Here is a 16,922-nt window from a genome sequence, read left to right as displayed (position 1 = left end):
AGGGCAACCTGGCAAAATTGCCAAAGGTTCGCGGCTTTTTTATTTCGCCTGCAGCATCATTCTCGTAGCCTTCAACCTTCGCACTGCATACCCAAGCCTCGGCGCTGTGCTTGCCGATATATCCAGCGACCTAGGCCTGACGCCTGCCGTCGCCAGTGCAATTACCACGCTGCCTGTACTTTGCCTGGGGTTGTTCGCGCCCGTGGCGCCCTGGCTTGCCCGCAAAATAGGCACAGAGCGCACGATATTGGTATTGATGGTGGCGTTGTCCGTAGGGCTATTGATACGTGGCGCCGGGAACGTCAGCGGCCTGGTGGTCGGTTCGATCGTCATTGGCAGCGCCATCGCCATCATCAACGTATTGCTCCCTGGGCTTATCAAACGCGACTTCGCCAAGATCACCGGGCTGATGGCCGGCCTCTACTCCATGGCGCTGTTGAGCGGTGCGGCGACTGCCGCAGGGTTCACCCTGGCGCTGCAAAGCACCTTGGGCGGTGGCTGGACGACGGCGTTGGCGCTGTGGTCAGTGCCGGCAGCGGCAGCCTGTGCCTGCTGGCTTTTCCAACTGCCCAAGGGCAGTGCGCTGGCACCCAAGGCTGCGCCGCGCGTACGAGGGGTGTGGCGCTGCGCGCTGGCCTGGCAACTCACGCTGTTCATGGTGCTGCAATCGATGTATTCGTTTACCGTGTTCGGCTGGCTCGCCCCGTTTCTGAATGGGCGGGGGATGACACCGCTGGAGTCCAGCGTTATCGTCTCCAGTTCAATCCTGCTACAAATGGTCGCTTGTCTGTTCGGGCCGCTGATAGCCACACGCTTGCCGAATCAATCCTGGTTCAATGTGGTTGTGGTGGTGCTCACCACGGTCGGTTTTCTCGGCTGCCTGTCCGCGCCGCTCGACACGGTATGGCTGTGGGGCGGGGTACAAGGCATCGGGCAAGGTGCCTTGACTTCCATTGCCATCACCATGATTGTGCTGCGCTCGGCAAACGCACAGGTTGCGGCAGAACTTTCGAGCATGGTGCAAGGCGTCGGCTATGGCCTGGGCGCACTCGGGCCGTTGCTGGTCGGGGTGCTTTATACGCCGGTCATTGGCTATGCGCACGTTGAGATATTTCTTAGCGGGGTAGGCGTAGCGATGCTGTATTTCGGATATGCCTCAGGTCGACGCCGACTCGTGGCAGCCCGCCATTAGGGAAACTCCGAATAAGTTGCTCACCAACCGGAAATGGGCGGTTAGGGATGCCGAAAAGCCCGATTTCCAGCCGCTGATTATTGGATGACCAAGGCAAAGCCTTGGTTTTCTGCCCTCACGGGTGCTCCACCTTCGCACGCACTTGCGCCTTGGCCTTTTCGATCTTGCGCTTGGCTTTGTAAAGCACGCTGCGTTTGCTCAAGTGCGTGTAGGTGCTGCGTCGCGCAGCAATCTGCCAGATCACTGACCGCCCTTCATGCTCTGGCCTTTTCTCAACGCCGGTGTAGCCCGCGTCGGCACAGACGACGTTCTCTGCGCCATGCAGCAGTTGTGCAACTTCCGTTACGTCGGCCACGTTCGCGGCGGTGCCATGAACGTGATGCACCAGACCCGATTCAGCATCCGCGCCGATGTGGGCCTTCATGCCGAAATAGTATTGGTTGCCCTTCTTCGTTTGATGCATTTCAGGATCGCGCTTGCCTTCCTTGTTCTTGGTCGAACTGGGCGCGTGGATGATGGTGGCGTCGACGATGGTGCCCTGGCGCAAAGACAGGCCCTTGTCTCGCAGGTAGTTGTTGATGGTTTCCAGAATGCCCGACGCCAGTTGGTGCTTCTCCAGCAGGTGCCGGAAATTCATGATGGTGGTGTCTTCGGGGATCGGAGCGCTGAGCGTAAGGTGAGCAAACTGGCGCATCGAAGTGATCTCGTACAGCGCCTCTTCCATGGCGGGGTCGCTCAACGAGAACCAGTTATGCAGCAGGTGAACACGCAGCATAGTTTCCAGTGGGTACGGCCTGCGGCCACCGCCGGCCTTTGGGTAATGCGGCTCGATCAATGCCACCAAACCGCTCCACTGCACCACCTGTTCCATCTCGGCCAGGAAACGCTCGCGACGGGTTTGCTTGCGCTTACCGGCGTACTCGAAATCGGAAAAGCTCATCTGACTCATGGGATGGAGGGCTTGTAGAGGGCAGTGGTACGGGGGGCTATTTCAGCACAGGTCAGACGGCCTGTGCTGACTTGACCGGAGAATCCTTAGGGACTTGCTCACCAGGTCAGGGGATTTGAAGGCCAGCCATTGTTCGGCGACGTAGCTGAAGGTGCGTTCTTCATTGAGTAACTGAGCCTGAAGTTTGGCCCGTTTCGTCTTTAGGGGGGGCCGTGTGATTGGCCACGTCGCGGCGTGCAGCGCGGGCCAGTTCGCGCGCGTCCTTCAACCCGATGTCGGGATAGCGGCCAATCGCGTACACGTTTTCTTTGCCGTGCAGGCGGTACTTCATCCGCCAGTACTTGGAAGCGGGCTTGTGCGGCTTGAGCGAGGCCTGGACCTGCAAGTAGAGGCCGGGCACTTCGCCGTCGGCATACTTGCCAGGTTCGCTCACGGTGCGGAGGAAGGCATCGCTGAGTTTTCGCCGGAAGGCTGGCGCAGGATCGATAGGCATAATCTGGGGGTATCGTTTTTCAGTCAAATGAAAAGTACCCCAAACGATACCCCCAGGTACGTTGGAAATGAGTGGAATGCGACGGATGGCAACGGACTGAAAATTCGACTATCTAGCTGAATTTGCTGGATTTATTGGAGCTGAGTGGAAGTCGCTCACAGGCTATCTGGGTCTCCGAAGAACATCTGTATCCGCGACCTTAACCACCGCTCGGCTGGGTCGTTGTCCTGTGCGCCGCGCCAGGCCATGTGCAGCTCGAAGGTGCGCACGTCCAGAGGCAGGTCTTCGGCGCGCAGGCCGCCGGCGGCGGTCAGGGCGTCGGCGGTGTAGTCGGGGACCGTGGCGACGATATCGGTGCCGGCAAGCAGGCTGCCGAGGCCGTTGAACTGCGGTACGGCCAGGACCACATGACGCTTGCGGCCGATCTGCTCGAGGGCTTCGTCGATGAATCCGGACAGATCGCCTGCGAACGACACCAGGGCATGGGGCCGTGCGCAGAAATCGTCGAGGCTCAGGCTGCCCGGCATGCTGTCGGCGCGCAGCAATTTGGGTTGGCTGCGGCGCAGGATCTTGCGTTTGGCGTTGGCGGGCAATTCATTGGTGTAGCTCACACCCACCGAGATCTCACCGGAGGCGAGCAACGTAGGCATCAGCAGGTAGTTCACCCGACGCACCACCAGCACGATGCCCGGCGCTTCGGCGCGAATTCGCTTGAGCAACAGCGGCAGCAGCGCGAATTCGGCGTCGTCGGAGAGGCCTATGCGAAACACCGAGGTACTGGTGGCCGGATCGAAGTCGGCGGCGCGGCTGACGGCCGTGGAGATCGAGTCCAGGGCCGGCGAGAGCAGAGCGAAGATCTCATGGGCTCGAGCCGAGGGCTCCATGCTGCGCCCGGTACGCACGAACAGCGGGTCATCGAAGAGGGTGCGCAGACGCGACAGGGCGGCACTGATCGCCGGCTGGCCGAGGAACAGCTTCTCGGCGGCACGGGTCACGCTGCGTTCGTGCATGAGTGTCTCGAACACGATCAGCAGGTTGAGGTCTACGCGGCGCAGGTCGTTACGGTTCATCGAAGTGCTCGGCCTAAAGTAGGTCAGGGATGAATCTTAAGGCCAAAGGCTGGTACCCTGCACCGATTTCCGGGGGCCAATGCACGGATTTGCCAGGAGCCCAATCGATGACAGGCATGTCAACTATTAATAGCCACTGATGGTCTAACGGCAAAAGCCCGGATAAAGTCCGTGGTAATACGAGATTCACGAAGGCGAGGTATGTGATGTCCCGCATGATTCGTTTCCACAAGTTCGGCGCTGCCGACGTTCTGCGCTGCGAAGAGCAGACCGAGCCATCCCCTGCGATGGGCGAGGTGCAGATCCGCGTCGAGGCCATCGGCGTCAGTTGGTACGATGTGCTCTGGCGGCAGAACCTGGCGCCATCCCAGGCACGCCTGCCAGCAGGCATCGGCCATGAAATGGCCGGGGTGGTGACAGCGGTCGGCGAGGGCGTCGAGGACATCGCCGTGGGCGATCGAGTAGCCAGCTTCCCCGCCACCAGCGCCAACGAACACCCGGTCTATGGCGATGTCATCGTCCTGCCGCGCACCGCGATCACCCGCTACCCAGACATCCTGACGCCGATCGAAGCCAGTGTGCATTACACGCCGCTTCTGATTGCCTACTTTGCCTATGTCGACCTGGCCCGTGCGAAGGCCGGCCAGACCGCATTGGTCACTGATGCGAGCCATTGCGCGGGGCCTGCCTTCGTGCAGCTGGGCAAAGCTTTGGGTTTGAAGGTGTTCGCGGCCACCAAGGACCCAGAGCAGCGCGAGTACCTGTTGAGCCTTGGTGCCGAAAAGGTGATCGTCACCGAAGAGCAGGACCTGGTCATGCAGGTGGCCAAGTACACCGATGGCCGCGGTGTCGACATGGTACTGGATGGTATGGGCGGGCCGCAGATGTCACTGCTGGGCGATGTCCTGGCACCGCGCGGCAGCCTAGTGCTGTACGGTTTGCAGGGCGGCAACCAGACGCCATTCCCGGCCTGTGCGGCGTTCCAGAAGAATATTCAGTTCTACGTGCACTGCATCGGCAATTTCACCGGCAAGCCGGAGCTGGGCATTGCCCAGGACCAGGTTGCCTTGCATCGCGCGTTGCGTGACATCAACCAGTTCACGGCCGATCAGTTGCTGACACCCCAGATCAGCAAGGTCTATCCCTTCACCCATGTGGTCGAAGCACACCGCGAGATGGATGAATGCCCCTGTGGAGGGCGGATTGTCTTGACGATGGGTTAACCCCAATCTGTCATGTGCGAATAATAAAAAGCCCGGGCCTTTGGTCCGGGCTTTTTATTTGGCTCTACCTAGAGATAAATCCTACATTGCATCAACGTTAATCTTACAAATAAAAGTTGACAGTCAATAAATGAAGTATTTGTTTGCACCACTCGATCGCGTCCAGATCTTTAATGGTTAAAGCGGACGGGGCTGAATGGTTTTTTTACCCGGATCTGTATCTTTTATTCGTAATGCAACCTTCGATAATGGCCTTGTACGGATGTTTTCTAGGAGCAATGGATGGGCTTGGGGAGGCTATGGCGTGTGTACGCCAGTGCGCGGAATGAATTGGGCCGGGTGGTGCACTTTTGTACTTCCCAAAGTTTTGTAGGAAAGTTCTGCAAAGTTGAAGTGAGCCCCTTTTTTGTTCCGCCTTTTACGTTGAAACACCGCAACGAAGAACAGGGAGTGTTCCGATGAGCAGTCTTCATGACCAAGCCATGCAGTCCATCTACCAACAGGTACTGGACCGTGTGTGCGATCAGATGTCCCGTGGACAACAGGCCTCGCTGCAATTGCTGGTCCAGCGCTTGACGATTGCCGCTGGCGGGGAGCAGTACATCGGTGAATTCCAGTTGCTGGTGGTGCAAGGTGGCGACCGTCGCAGCGCGCATCTGCTGGCCAGTCTGCGCGCAGCCCAGTTGCGCCTGGCCCTGCGTGGCGGCCAGACCTTCCGGTTGCGCGTGGTCGCGAGCTGCCTGCCCACCCCCGATCCAGAGACGCTGCTGAGTCATGAGCGTCTCTTCAGCGCGCTGTTCATGCAGGACGACCCTCGGGTAGAGCTGCTCATGCTGGAGGACGACAAGGTGGTGCCGTTCAGCGCATGCCAGGCACAAGCCGTCCAGCCTTGGACGGGAGCACGGCAGGCATTGTTGATGTTCGGGCACCTGACTGAGGCCACACCCAAGGCCCTGCTGGGCTGCAGGCTGCATCTGCAACTGGCTGGAGCCTTGCACGGGGCGCTGGGCCACAGCGGCGGTGCCAGCGCGTTGGTCACGGCCCTGCCAGATCGTGAGCGCAGACGTGTCATGGCCTGGGGGCGGCGTCTGCTGCGCCTGGCTGGGGAATTCCAGGGGCTTGGCGACGTGCATCAATGTGCTGCGACGTTGACCGAAGGGTTGAGCCGCTTGCATATGCGGGTCGGGGCACCCTTGGGCCGGTGTCTGGATATGCCTGCGGCAATGGCCCCTGAACTACCGCTCCAGATGTTGACGGTGGACGACTTGCTTTGTCCCGCGAGCGAGGCGCATCACCTGGACGCGATGTTTGGCGCGCAAAAAGTGCTCGGCGTACCCGATACGCCGTTGGGCGCCTGGACAGCGTCCAGCGTGGTAGAGAACTTGGCGGGCTTGCATGCACATCTGCTGGCGCGACAGTCCCGGTGGCAAGAAGGGCACCTGTCCCAGAAGGATGCACGAGTGAGCTGGTGGCTGCGGGTGCAGCAACAAGACAGGGCGTCATTCCTGCAGGCGCTGGGGCTCGATGAAACCCAGCTGGTATGCCTGCTGTTCGCTCCCTTCAACGGGCAAGGTAAAAAGCTTACGGACTTCGTGCACGCCTACCATCCGCGCATGCGTGTTGCTTTGCCGTATCTGCACAAGGCACTGCAAGGCAAACCTTGCCCCGAGACCATCAAGCATTGGTTGGTGGATGTCAGCGGTCTGAGCCTGGCTCAGTTGCAGGCGGTCTACGCCGGTCACCTCGAGCCATCGGCATGGCGTGTGCTGGTCAATCTGACACGGCGAGATGCGGCGCTGCGGTGGTTGTCGCCTCTGGACACGGCACCTGCGATCGTGCGCCAGGCGGCACTCTGATGGGGCGTTCGGCGCGTGGGGAGTTCGCCTATCAAGGTGTGTATCGCTATCTGGACGCCCTGATTGCCCAGGCCGATTACGCAGAGCAGGGGCGTTTGCCGTCCTTGCGAGACCTGGCCCGGCGCCTTCGGGTTTCGCTGGCGACCGTGCAGTGCGCCTATAGCCTGTTGGAGCGGCAAGGCCGGGTTCGCTCGGTGCCCAAGTCCGGGTACTTCGTGAATTTCGCCGAGCGGGAGGTGGACTCGCCAGGTGCGGACGCCGCCCTGGTTCTTCCGGCATTCCCCCTGCCAATGCCATCGCCCCGGACGCTGGAACGTACCTTGCTCGCCCATGAGCGACGTCTCTCGCGCCAGGGTGGTGAGGCGACGTGGCGTTTGGGCAACGGCGCCTTGTTGCGTAGCGCTCTGGCCACCCGCTATACCCGCGCCTCTGGCCATTGCTGGAATGCCCGGCACGTTCATTTGGCCACGGATGTGCAAGCCTTGCTTGAAACCTTGTTGCTCGCCCTGCATCTGCAAGGGGCAACGGCCGTGGTGGCAACCCCCTGCTGCTGGCGGTTGCTGAATGGCTTGCAGCAGGCCGGTATGCGCGTGCTCGAAGCGCCGATGGCTGCTCATGGAGGGCTGGATATACGCGCGTTCGCACGTTTGCTGGAGCGTGAGCCGGTCCAGCTTGTCGTGATGCCTTCTTGTCTGTCCGTGCCCCTGGGGCGTCTTATGCCTGCGCAGGATCAGCAACAGCTAGCCCGTTTGCTTGCCGAGCATTCCGCGTTGTTACTGGAGAATGACCTGGACAGCGATCACTGTTTCGCAGGCCCCCCGGCGTCGCGGCTACGCGATGGCATCGACGCCAGTCGCCTGCTGATACTCGGCTCGCTGGAGGCCACGATAGGCGCAGAAGCACCTTACGCCTACTTGCTGTGTCGCCAACCTGGCGTCGACGAAGCTATCGTCCGACGCGGCTTTTTGCTCCCACCGCTGCGTCAGCACGCGGTGGCGAATACCTTCGCTAAAGGGGAGGTCGACGAGAGCCTGGCAGCCTTACGCTTCGATCTCCAGGCTCGCATGGAGCACCTTTGCAGCCGGATCGAATTGCGCCTGGGCACGCACCTGGCGTTCGCCAGGCCTGATGGAGGGCGAGGAATCTGGGCGCGGCTGAACCAGCCGATCGATACGAAGGTCCTCCTGGCAGCGGTGGCGGGGACCCCCTTGTCCGTCATTCCCGGAGAGTTGTTCGGGCTCAAGGGCAGTTTCCCGCAGCATGTGCTGCTGGTCTGGTGCGCAGAGTCGTGGGATGGCCTGGAACAGGCGTTGCGTCGGTTGGGAAGGGGGCTTGTCGGACGTTGAACGAATTCACCCCTTGTACGTTTTTCGACAAGGGTCTTGGAGGCGTTCAACGTTGAAGGTGAAGCGTAAATTAAGAGTTCTTATTGTCCGGGTGCGACATATAAATGCCCTTGTACGACGCGCTTTTATATCGGTTAATAAGGCCGTTATATCTTTTTATTGGTGCTGTTGAAACACGCTTTTCTCCACGCTATAAAGAGCGACACTTCCTTGGAGTCCTCTACATGGCCGTCGAATTTCGTCCGGGTCGCAGCTCGGATGCGCGTGATATTGCCCAGTTGTTCCAAATAACTTCCGAAGGGGTAGCCGATTATATCTGGAGCCAGTTAGCAGAACCGGGTCAGGATTTACTCGATGTCGGCACTGTCCGCTATGCCCGCGATAACGTAGATTTCTCCTACCAGAACTGCCTTATTGCTGAAGCCGAAGGGCAGGTCATCGGCATGATGCACAGCTATCCGATGTATCACGATCCAGACCCTGCGCCGGCGACTGATCCTGTGTTGGCGCCTTATGCCGATATGGAAGTCCCCGACACCCTCTATGTTTCGAGCTTGGCTCTTCGTGAAGGCTGGCGTAACCAGGGTCTGGGTGTACGGTTCCTTGAACAGGCTCAGCAACGCGCTGATCAGTTAGGGCTCAAAGGCCTGAGTTTGATCGACTATGCCGCGAACACCGGTGCCCGGCGTTTCTACGAGCGACACGGGTTCAAGATTGTCAAAACCTGCACTATCGTGCCGCACCCGATGATCCGAGTCAGCGGTGAAGCCTACCTCATGTACCGGCCTTGAGCGGCGCTTTGCCGGCGAGTGCCACTGCCCTCGCCAGCGAGGCGACCTGTAGCACTTGCCACCGCGCTTGATCTGTATGTATAACCAGTGCCTGTTTCCTCAACTGAACGCGCACTGTGATTGCCCACTCCGTCGACGACCCTCTTTATTACCTGCATAACTTCCGGCAGGTGTTGGCCTGGGTCGAGCAGCGCTATGCTGACCTGCTCGATGAGGCCGAGCAGGGCTTCCTGCAAGCGTTCGAGCAGTTGCCCGAGCCTGCCCAGGCCTTGCTGGTGCGGATGGTCATGCGCAAGGGGGAGTTGTTTCGCAGCGACAGGCTCGACTACGCCGAAATTGGTGATAGTACTGCGGCGCTGCAGCCGCTGCTGGCGTTGGGGTGGGTCAGCGACGATGCCGTCCTGACCCTGGAGCAATTGTTCGATGTACTGCGCAAGCAGGAACTGGCCCAGTGCTTTGCCGCCCAACTGAGCAGGCCTCGGGCAGCCAAGGGCGAACTGCTCACGCAATTGCAGTCCCTCGCACTTGCACCCCGCCCGCTGGCTGAGTGGTTTGCGCAATCTCCTGTACGTATCCTCCATTGGCGCCTGCAGCCGTTGTGTGACCGCTTGCGTTTGTTGTTTTTCGGCAACCTGTATCAGGACTGGTCGGAGTTCGTGCTGGCCGATCTGGGTTTGTTGCGTTATGAACAGGTGCCGCTGTGCGCCGATTCGCGGGCCTTGCGCCAGCGCACGGAGGTCGACCTGGCCATGGCGTTGCACCAATGTGCCGAGCGGCTGGAGCAAGGAGAGGACGCCGATTCGTTGCTGGCGACCCTGGAGGGCCTGCACAGCGACAACCCGTGGTTGGTACGGCGACGGGGGCGACTGATGTACAGCATCGGCCAGCAGTGCGAGCGCCGGGGTGACTGGGACCAGGCCTTGGCGGTCTATGCGCGCAGCGATCACCCCGAGGCGCGTGTGCGCCAGGTGCGGGTACTGGAGCGCAGCGAGCAGTGGGAGCGGGCGCAGGCAATGGCACTGGACTTGGCCACCTCGCCTGCCAATGCCCAGGAACAACAAGCCCTGGCGCGTATGCTGCCACGTCTGGCACGCAAGCTTGGCGGGCCGCCGCAAGCTCGCCGCCGCCCAACGGACCTGGCATTGATTGAGCTGCAGCTACCAGTGGCACGCTCCGCCCATGGTGTCGAAGAGGCGGTACGGTTGCACCTGGCCGAAGGTTCAAGCACCTGCCATTACGTCGAAAACACCCTGTTCAACAGCCTCTTCGGCCTGCTGTGCTGGGACGCGATCTTCGCGCCGGTGCCTGGCGCTTTCTTCCACCCATTCCAGGCAGGGCCCCAAGACCTGCACGACGGCGACTTCCAGCAACGGCGCGCGGCTTTGTTCCAAGCCTGCCTGAGTAGGCTCGACGATGGCAGCTACCGCCAGGCCATGCAGGACTGTTTCGTCGCCAAACAAGGGCTGCAATCGCCGTTCGTGTTCTGGCCGATGCTCACCCCCGAACTGCTCGATCAGGCCCTGACCTGTATACCTGCGGCTCACCTCAAACACTGTTTCGTACGCCTCTTGCAGGACATTCGCAGCAATCGCGCGGGCATGCCTGACCTGATCCAGTTCTGGCCAGCCGAAGGCCGTTACCGCATGGTCGAGGTCAAGGGGCCTGGGGATCGGCTACAGGACAACCAAGTGCGCTGGCTCGATTTCTGCCGTGAGCACGGCCTGCCCGTTGCGGTGTGCCATGTACGCTGGGTCGAGACGCCGGCATGACCTACACCGTGGCAGTCCGGGCGCTGTGCGAGTTCAGCGCGAAGGTGGGCGATTTGGACCTGCGATTCACGCCATCGCCCACGGCCCAGGAAGGTATCGCGGGTCACCGTCGGGTCGTGGCCCGGCGGGACGCAGGCTACGAAGCTGAGGTAGCACTGGAGGGGCAGTACCAAGGCTTGCGCGTGCGTGGCCGCGCCGACGGATATGACCCGGCGCGCAATTGCCTGGAAGAGATCAAGACCCACCGAGGCGACCTGGCCCGCCAGCCGCCCAACCATCGTCAGTTGCATTGGGCGCAGGCCAAGGTCTATGCCTGGCTGATGTGCCACGCCCGGGCGCTGGAAACGATCGACGTCGCGTTGGTCTACCTGGACGTGGACAGCGACCGCCAGACGTTGATCAGCGAACAGCACACCGCCGCAGACCTGCAATGCTTTTTCCAGACTCAGTGCCAGCGCTTTCTTGCGTGGGCCCAGTTCCAGCAGCAGCGCTTGGCCGAACGTGATCGGGATCTGCAGGCCTTGAGGTTTCCCTATCCACAATTTCGCCAGGGCCAGCGCCAGTTGGCCGAGACGCTGTACAAGGCGGTGAGCACCGGCCGTTGCCTGATGGCCCAGGCCAGCACTGGCATCGGCAAGACCCTCGGGACCTTGTTCCCGTTGCTCAAGGCCATGGCACCCCAGCAACTGGACAAAGTGTTTTTCCTGACCGCCAAGACCCCAGGCCGGGCACTGGCGTTGGATGCTTTGCGCCAGATCACCGATGCTACGCCGCTGCCGGCCTTGCGGACCCTGGAGTTGATCGCCCGGGACAAAGCGTGCGAACACCCCGGCAGTGCCTGCCATGGCGAGTCCTGCCCATTGGCCAGGGGCCTCTATGACCGCCTGCATGCCGCGCGCGAGGAGGCGGCGCGCCGACCGCTGCTCGACAAGGCTGGCCTTCGCGAGGTGGCCCTAGCACACCAAATCTGCCCTTACTACCTGGGGCAGGAGATGGCGCGTTGGGCCGATGTGCTGGTGGCTGACTATAACTATTACTTCGACGCCCATGCCTTGCTGTATGCCCTGGCCCAAGCCAACCAGTGGCGTGTGGCGGTACTGGTAGACGAGGCGCACAACCTGGTCGAGCGTGGGCGGGGGATGTACAGCGCAAACCTGGACCAAGGCCAATTGGCCTGCCTGCGCCAGAGCAAACCCCTTGGGATGGGCAGCGCCCTCGAGCGTTTGAACCGGCAGTGGAACGCCTTGTACAAGACGCAGCAAGCCCCTTACCAGGCACTCGACCGCCTGCCCGAGGCGTTCCTGCGGGCCCTTGCGCAGTGCATCGGCCTGATCCAGGAGCGCTTGGAGCAGGTGCCTGGCGAGGTGGATCCTGCGCTGTTGCAGTTTTTTTTCCAGGCCCTGCAGTTCACTCGGGTCGCTGAACTGTTCGATGAGCACTTCATCTTCGATGTGACCCTGCGCACGGGCCCGCGCAAGCGTCGTCTGGCCACTTTGTGCCTGCGCAACGTGGTGCCGGCGCGGTTGCTGGGGCCGCGCATGCAGGCGGCGCGCAGCGTCACGCTATTCTCCGCCACACTGAGCCCACGGCATTACTATGCCGACTTGCTCGGCATGCCGAGCGACACGGCCTGGCTGGAAGTGGCGGCACCGTTTCGCGCAGAGCAGTTAGCGGTGCGCATCGTCAGCGAGGTTTCCACCCGCTATCGGGAACGTCATGCCTCGTTGGCACCGATCGTCGAGTTGATCGCCGAGCAGTATCGACGCCAGCCAGGCAACTACCTGGCGTTCTTCAGCAGCTTCGAATACCTCGACCAGGTGGCGATGCTGCTGGCCAAGCGTTATCCGGCGATCCCCCGGTGGGAGCAGGCACCGGGGATGGACGAAGGCGCGCGCGAGGCGTTTCTGGGGCGTTTCGTGCCTGACGGCAAAGGGGTTGGCTTCGCGGTGCTGGGTGGCGCTTTCGGCGAAGGTGTGGACCTGCCTGGCAGCCGCTTGATTGGCGCGTTCGTCGCCACCCTGGGGCTGCCCCAGGTCAACCCGGTCAACGAGCAGTTCAAGCAGCGTCTGGGACGTCAGTTCGGCGCAGGCTTCGACTACGCCTATCTCTACCCCGGCGTGCGCAAGGTGATCCAGGCCGCAGGCCGGGTTATCCGCGGCGATCAGGACCGTGGCGTGTTGCTGTTGATCGACGAGCGTTTCGCCGAGCCAAGGGTGCAGCAGATGTTCCCTTCCTGGTGGCAGGCAGCTCGCGAATAATCCACGCAGGCCCCATCGCACGGCGTTGCAACTCCCAGTACACTGCGTGTTCCAACACCAACATCCTGTTGATCTCGAGGTTCTTGCATGACGCTCAGTCCTTTGGCAGGCAAGCCGGCTCCGGCCAGCGTGCTGGTCGATATTCCCCGCCTGCTCACCGCCTACTACACCGGCCGTCCCGACGCGGCAGTGGCGGCCCAGCGTGTGGCCTTCGGCACTTCAGGGCACCGGGGCACGTCGCTGGAACTGAGCTTCAACGAAGATCACGTGTTGGCGATCACCCAGGCCATCTGCCTCTATCGCCAGGAAAAAGGCATCGATGGCCCGCTGTTCGTCGGCGCCGATACCCATGCCCTGTCGGCACCAGCTGCAGCCAGCGCCTTGGAGGTGCTGGCCGCCAATGGCGTGCAGGTGATGCTGTCCAAGGACGATGAGTACACACCGACCCCGGCCGTGTCACACGCCATTCTCTGCCACAACCGTGGCCGCCAGCAGGGTCTGGCCGATGGCGTGGTCATCACGCCGTCGCACAACCCGCCGCAAAGTGGCGGTTTCAAGTACAACCCCCCCAATGGGGGGCCGGCCGACAGCGACGTGACCAAGTGGATCGAGGCCAAGGCCAACGAGCTACTGGCCGCAGGTCTTGCCGGCGTCAAGCGCATGGACCATGCCCAGGCCCTGCAAGCCTCCACCACCCAGCGTTACGACTATGTGGGCCGCTATGTGGCCGATCTTGAAAACGTCATCGACTTCGACGTCATCCGCAACGCCAAACTGCGCCTGGGTGTCGACCCATTGGGCGGGGCAGGGGTGCGCTACTGGCAGGCGATCGCCGAGCACTACCGTCTGGACCTGGAAGTGGTCAACACCGAGGTCGATCCGACGTTCCGCTTCATGACCGTCGACTGGGATGGCCAGATCCGCATGGACCCATCCTCGCCCCATGCCATGCAGGGCCTGATTGGTCTGCGCGAGCGGTTCGATGTGGCCTTCGCCTGCGACCCCGACCACGACCGCCACGGCATCGTCACGCCCGATGGTTTGCTGCAACCGAACAACTACCTGGCCGTGGCCATCGATTATCTGTTCCGTCATCGCCCACAGTGGCGCAGCGACGCGGCGGTGGGCAAGACCGTGGTCAGCAGCGGCTTGATCGACCGCGTGACCGCTCGTCTGGGCCGCGACCTGTACGAAGTGCCGGTGGGCTTCAAGTTCTTTGCCCAGGGGCTGTTCGATGGCTCGTTGGGCTTTGGTGGCGAGGAGAGTGCCGGAGCTTCGTTCCTGCGCAAGGATGGCACGGTCTGGGCCACTGACAAGGACGGTCTGATTCCGGCATTGCTGGCCGCGGAAATGACCGCCCGTACTGGCCGCAACCCAAGCCAGGCCTATGCCGACCTGACCGAAGCCTTGGGCAAACCGTACGCGACACGTGTGGAGGCCAAGGCTGATGCACGGCAGAAGGCGCTGTTGAGCAAACTGGCGCCCGGGCAGGTGACGTCCACCGAGCTTGCCGGGGAGCCGATCGAGCAGATCCTCAGCCACGCGCCAGGCAATGGCCAGGCCATTGGTGGTCTGAAAGTGATGACTGCCAACGGTTGGTTCGCAGCGCGACCGTCTGGCACCGAGGATATCTACAAGATCTACGCCGAGAGCTTCATCGATGAAGCGCACCTTCAGCGCCTGGTGCAAGAAGCTCAGGTGTTGGTGGATTCGGCAATCGCCTGATGGAAAAAGGGGCTGCCCAGCAGCCCCATCACGACATGCAACGGCTCCCACTGCAACGGTGGGAGCGTCCCGGAGGTGATTCAGCCGCCTCCAGCGAAGCCGGTGATCACACTGAAGTCACTGATTTCCACCTTGCCCCCGCCATAACCCAATAGGTGGAATGAAAACGCCTTGCGCACCGACGGGTTGTCGAAGCCGAACTCAAGCTCCAGGGGCTGATCGGCGGTGACGATGATTTCCTCCGGCAAACCCAACGGCACATCCTGCTCGAACTCTTTGGCCTTGAGCTGGATATAGGCATCGTGTTTCGGATCGAGGGAACGCACCTTCACCCGCACCCGGGTATGTGAGCCCTGAGGCATTTCCAGGTATTGGGCTCCGATGAGATTGTCGGCCCAGTCATCGCGGATACGTTTGTGCAAAGTAATGGCTGCCGGCCCACCGAATTGGTAACGCAGGTTGAGCGGGGTTTGCAGCAGCGACTGATCCAGTGTGGTGGCCAGGGCGGTGAGCTGCTGCCCGGTGATCTCATTGCCTCGGCCCAGGTACTGGGCATGGTCGGCAATGAAACCCTGGCTTGCATAGCGACGGCAGCGCTCCTGGAAGTCGCATTCGGTCAGGGTGCCATGGCCGTCGTGATAGCGCAGCATGCCGTTGGTGTAGGAAATCATCTCGCGCCCGGTGTCGTAGTCGCGGAACAGCGAGCGCCCGCTCAGGGCGGCGGGAATGGGCAAGGCGAAGTAGTCGAGCAGGGAGGTGGCCAGGTCCACATGGCCATAGGTGCCTTGTTTGAGGCGCGGCAGTTGGGCCTGTTCCGGCGCCAGGGTGAGGTTGAAGCCCCATGAGGAGGCCAGGCGTACGCCGTCGATACCGTGGGACTCATCGGACGTGATGACCACCAGGGTGTCCTTGAGCACGCCTTGGCGCTCGAGGTTGTCGAGGAAGGCGCCCAGGGCATCATCCAGATAAGCCACCGCCGCTTGCTTGGCGGTGTCGTAACGCTGCAGGTAGCGCTCTGGCGCTGAGTAGGGCTGGTGGGTGCCAACGGTCAGCAGGGTGAGCATCCAAGGCTGCTTTTGCTTGCGCAGCTTGGTCACGTACTTCTGGGCTCCTTCGAAGAAGGCGCGGTCGTCCTTGCCCCAAGGGAAATGCAGGTAGTTCTTGTTGGTGAACCACTCCTGCCCGTGCACCGACGTGAAGCCGATGTGCGGCATGATCCGGTCCTTGGCCATGAAGCGCAGGCCGGCTCCTTGCAGGTAATGGGTGCTGAAACCGGCCTGGCGCAGCTGCGCCGGCAGGCAGGCTTGGTTGCGCAGGTCCTGGGTCAGCAGCTCCATGCCCTTGGGCGTACCGTTGGCGAGCTTGTCGTAGTCGCCGCAGAGCAGGGCGTACAGGCCGCGGATGGTCTGATGGGTGTGCAGCACATAGTCGGGCGTGTTCATGCCGCGCTCAGCCCAGCGGCTGAGATTGGGCATGAGTTCTTCGTCGAAATGGCTGTGCAGTGCTTGGCGGTTGGCGCGCACGTAGGCGCCAGGGATGCCTTCCAGGGCGATCACCAGCACGTTCCGGGCTTTGCCCGGCGCATCGAGAAGCTTGCGCCCGTTGAGGTCCGACTGGGTCAGGCCGGCGATGGGCAGGACGGGCACGGGTTGCTCGTTGCCCAGAACGCTGGACGTTGCGCGTTGTACATTGCCCACCGCGGCGGCGAGCAGTTGGTGAGGAAGGTTGTACTGACGCCATTGGTCGGCGTCGGAGGGGCTCAGGTGCTGGCTGGCCCAATGCACGCCCAGCAAAGCCAGGGGGATGGCCCAGGCCGTGCGGGGCAGGGATGCATCGCGTTGCCCACGGCTGCGCCAGGCGGTGATCAGCCAGGCCAGCAGCCCGGCGGCCAGCAGCCAGGGCAGCCAAGCGTGGGCCAGGGCGCCGCCGGTGGAGTTTTCCATGAATTGCGGATCGAACAGGTAGGTGAGGTCGGCGCTGTTGGGCAGTCGACCGACTGCGCTCACCAGCTCTGCCGAAGCCACCAGCAAAGCGCCCCAGACCAATAGTACAGGCAGCGCCAGCCACCAGGCGCGACGGTGCAGAAGCAGCACCAACAGGCTACCGATCGCGATATCGGACAGGTAGCCTAAGGGGTTGGACCAGCCGAGCAAGGCCCTTGTACCCAGTGGGATCACCAGCACCAGGACTGCCAAGGCGAGCAGTCGGGCACGGGGATGACCGAGTATGTTCTTCACAAAGACTTCCTTC

The 16,922-nt window shown here is 61.8% G+C and carries 10 protein-coding genes and 2 pseudogenes; 8 read left to right on the top strand and 4 right to left on the bottom strand.

Translation table 11 applies throughout. From position 1 onward, the window contains the following. The first annotated feature begins 16 nt into the window (after positions 1–16). The gene (locus tag IEC33019_RS08815; protein WP_081337533.1) at positions 17–1,192 is read left to right on the top strand and encodes a CynX/NimT family MFS transporter; all 1,176 of its coding nucleotides are present in this window, start codon (positions 17–19) and stop codon (positions 1,190–1,192) included. Between the two features lie 118 nt (positions 1,193–1,310). Here IEC33019_RS08815 and IEC33019_RS08810 read toward each other — a convergent pair. From IEC33019_RS08810 to IEC33019_RS08800, 3 genes and pseudogenes are all read right to left on the bottom strand, one after another. Continuing rightward, a pseudogene (locus tag IEC33019_RS08810) lies at positions 1,311–2,141 on the bottom strand (IS5 family transposase); the annotation flags it as partial. Positions 2,142–2,210: 69 nt separating this feature from the next. Beyond that, positions 2,211–2,634: pseudogene (locus IEC33019_RS08805) on the bottom strand (Arm DNA-binding domain-containing protein); the annotation flags it as partial. A 155-nt stretch (positions 2,635–2,789) separates the two neighbouring features. Continuing rightward, positions 2,790–3,704, bottom strand: coding sequence for a LysR family transcriptional regulator (locus IEC33019_RS08800; protein WP_043211831.1), 915 nt, complete (start codon positions 3,702–3,704; stop codon positions 2,790–2,792). 206 nt (positions 3,705–3,910) lie between these two features. Here IEC33019_RS08800 and IEC33019_RS08795 point away from each other — a divergent pair, with 206 nt between their 5' ends. The 7 genes from IEC33019_RS08795 to pgm all read left to right on the top strand — a co-directional run bounded on the left by IEC33019_RS08795 (position 3,911) and on the right by pgm (position 14,672). After that, on the top strand, positions 3,911–4,927 hold the full coding sequence (locus tag IEC33019_RS08795; protein WP_070094455.1) for a zinc-dependent alcohol dehydrogenase family protein: 1,017 nt from the start codon (positions 3,911–3,913) through the stop codon (positions 4,925–4,927). Positions 4,928–5,385: 458 nt separating this feature from the next. Next, positions 5,386–6,783, top strand: a complete 1,398-nt coding sequence (locus IEC33019_RS08790) for a hypothetical protein (protein WP_099593340.1) — start codon at positions 5,386–5,388, stop codon at positions 6,781–6,783. Then, entirely contained in the window at positions 6,783–8,129 is a 1,347-nt protein-coding gene (locus tag IEC33019_RS08785; protein ID WP_099593338.1) for an aminotransferase class I/II-fold pyridoxal phosphate-dependent enzyme, read from the top strand. Before IEC33019_RS08790 ends, IEC33019_RS08785 begins: the two co-directional genes overlap by 1 nt. Positions 8,130–8,353: 224 nt before the next feature. Next, positions 8,354–8,920: a GNAT family N-acetyltransferase gene (locus tag IEC33019_RS08780; protein WP_070094458.1), complete on the top strand. Its 567-nt coding sequence runs from the start codon at positions 8,354–8,356 to the stop codon at positions 8,918–8,920. 116 nt (positions 8,921–9,036) lie between these two features. Then, positions 9,037–10,689 carry a VRR-NUC domain-containing protein gene (locus tag IEC33019_RS08775; RefSeq protein WP_070094459.1) on the top strand — a complete coding sequence of 551 codons (1,653 nt, stop codon included), beginning with the start codon at positions 9,037–9,039 and terminating at the stop codon, positions 10,687–10,689. After that, positions 10,686–12,947: an ATP-dependent DNA helicase gene (locus IEC33019_RS08770; RefSeq protein ID WP_070094460.1), complete on the top strand. Its 2,262-nt coding sequence runs from the start codon at positions 10,686–10,688 to the stop codon at positions 12,945–12,947. The genes IEC33019_RS08775 and IEC33019_RS08770 overlap by 4 nt, the downstream gene beginning before the upstream one ends. A gap of 87 nt (positions 12,948–13,034) precedes the next feature. Then, positions 13,035–14,672, top strand: coding sequence for a phosphoglucomutase (alpha-D-glucose-1,6-bisphosphate-dependent) (gene pgm, locus IEC33019_RS08765; protein ID WP_070094461.1), 1,638 nt, complete (start codon positions 13,035–13,037; stop codon positions 14,670–14,672). An 80-nt stretch (positions 14,673–14,752) separates the two neighbouring features. Here pgm and IEC33019_RS08760 read toward each other — a convergent pair whose 3' ends face one another. Then, the gene (locus IEC33019_RS08760) at positions 14,753–16,909 is read right to left on the bottom strand and encodes an LTA synthase family protein (protein ID WP_070094462.1); all 2,157 of its coding nucleotides are present in this window, start codon (positions 16,907–16,909) and stop codon (positions 14,753–14,755) included. Positions 16,910–16,922: the final 13 nt, after the last annotated feature.

It is taken from the genome of Pseudomonas putida (assembly GCF_002741075.1).
GTDB classification, from domain to species: Bacteria; Pseudomonadota; Gammaproteobacteria; order Pseudomonadales; family Pseudomonadaceae; genus Aquipseudomonas; species Aquipseudomonas putida_T.
The sequence above is the reverse complement of the archived record's forward strand: the minus strand, read 5'-3'. Positions and strand labels throughout refer to the sequence as shown.

What these genes read in the sequence shown, in the direction of transcription:
- IEC33019_RS08800 (WP_043211831.1), bottom strand. Translation starts at nt 3,704, where the DNA reads ATGAACCGTAACGACCTGCGCCGCGTAGACCTCAACCTGCTGATCGTG.
- IEC33019_RS08795 (WP_070094455.1), top strand. Translation starts at nt 3,911, where the DNA reads ATGTCCCGCATGATTCGTTTCCACAAGTTCGGCGCTGCCGACGTTCTG.
- IEC33019_RS08790 (WP_099593340.1), top strand. Translation starts at nt 5,386, where the DNA reads ATGAGCAGTCTTCATGACCAAGCCATGCAGTCCATCTACCAACAGGTA.
- IEC33019_RS08785 (WP_099593338.1), top strand. Translation starts at nt 6,783, where the DNA reads ATGGGGCGTTCGGCGCGTGGGGAGTTCGCCTATCAAGGTGTGTATCGC.
- IEC33019_RS08780 (WP_070094458.1), top strand. Translation starts at nt 8,354, where the DNA reads ATGGCCGTCGAATTTCGTCCGGGTCGCAGCTCGGATGCGCGTGATATT.
- IEC33019_RS08770 (WP_070094460.1), top strand. Translation starts at nt 10,686, where the DNA reads ATGACCTACACCGTGGCAGTCCGGGCGCTGTGCGAGTTCAGCGCGAAG.
- pgm (WP_070094461.1), top strand. Translation starts at nt 13,035, where the DNA reads ATGACGCTCAGTCCTTTGGCAGGCAAGCCGGCTCCGGCCAGCGTGCTG.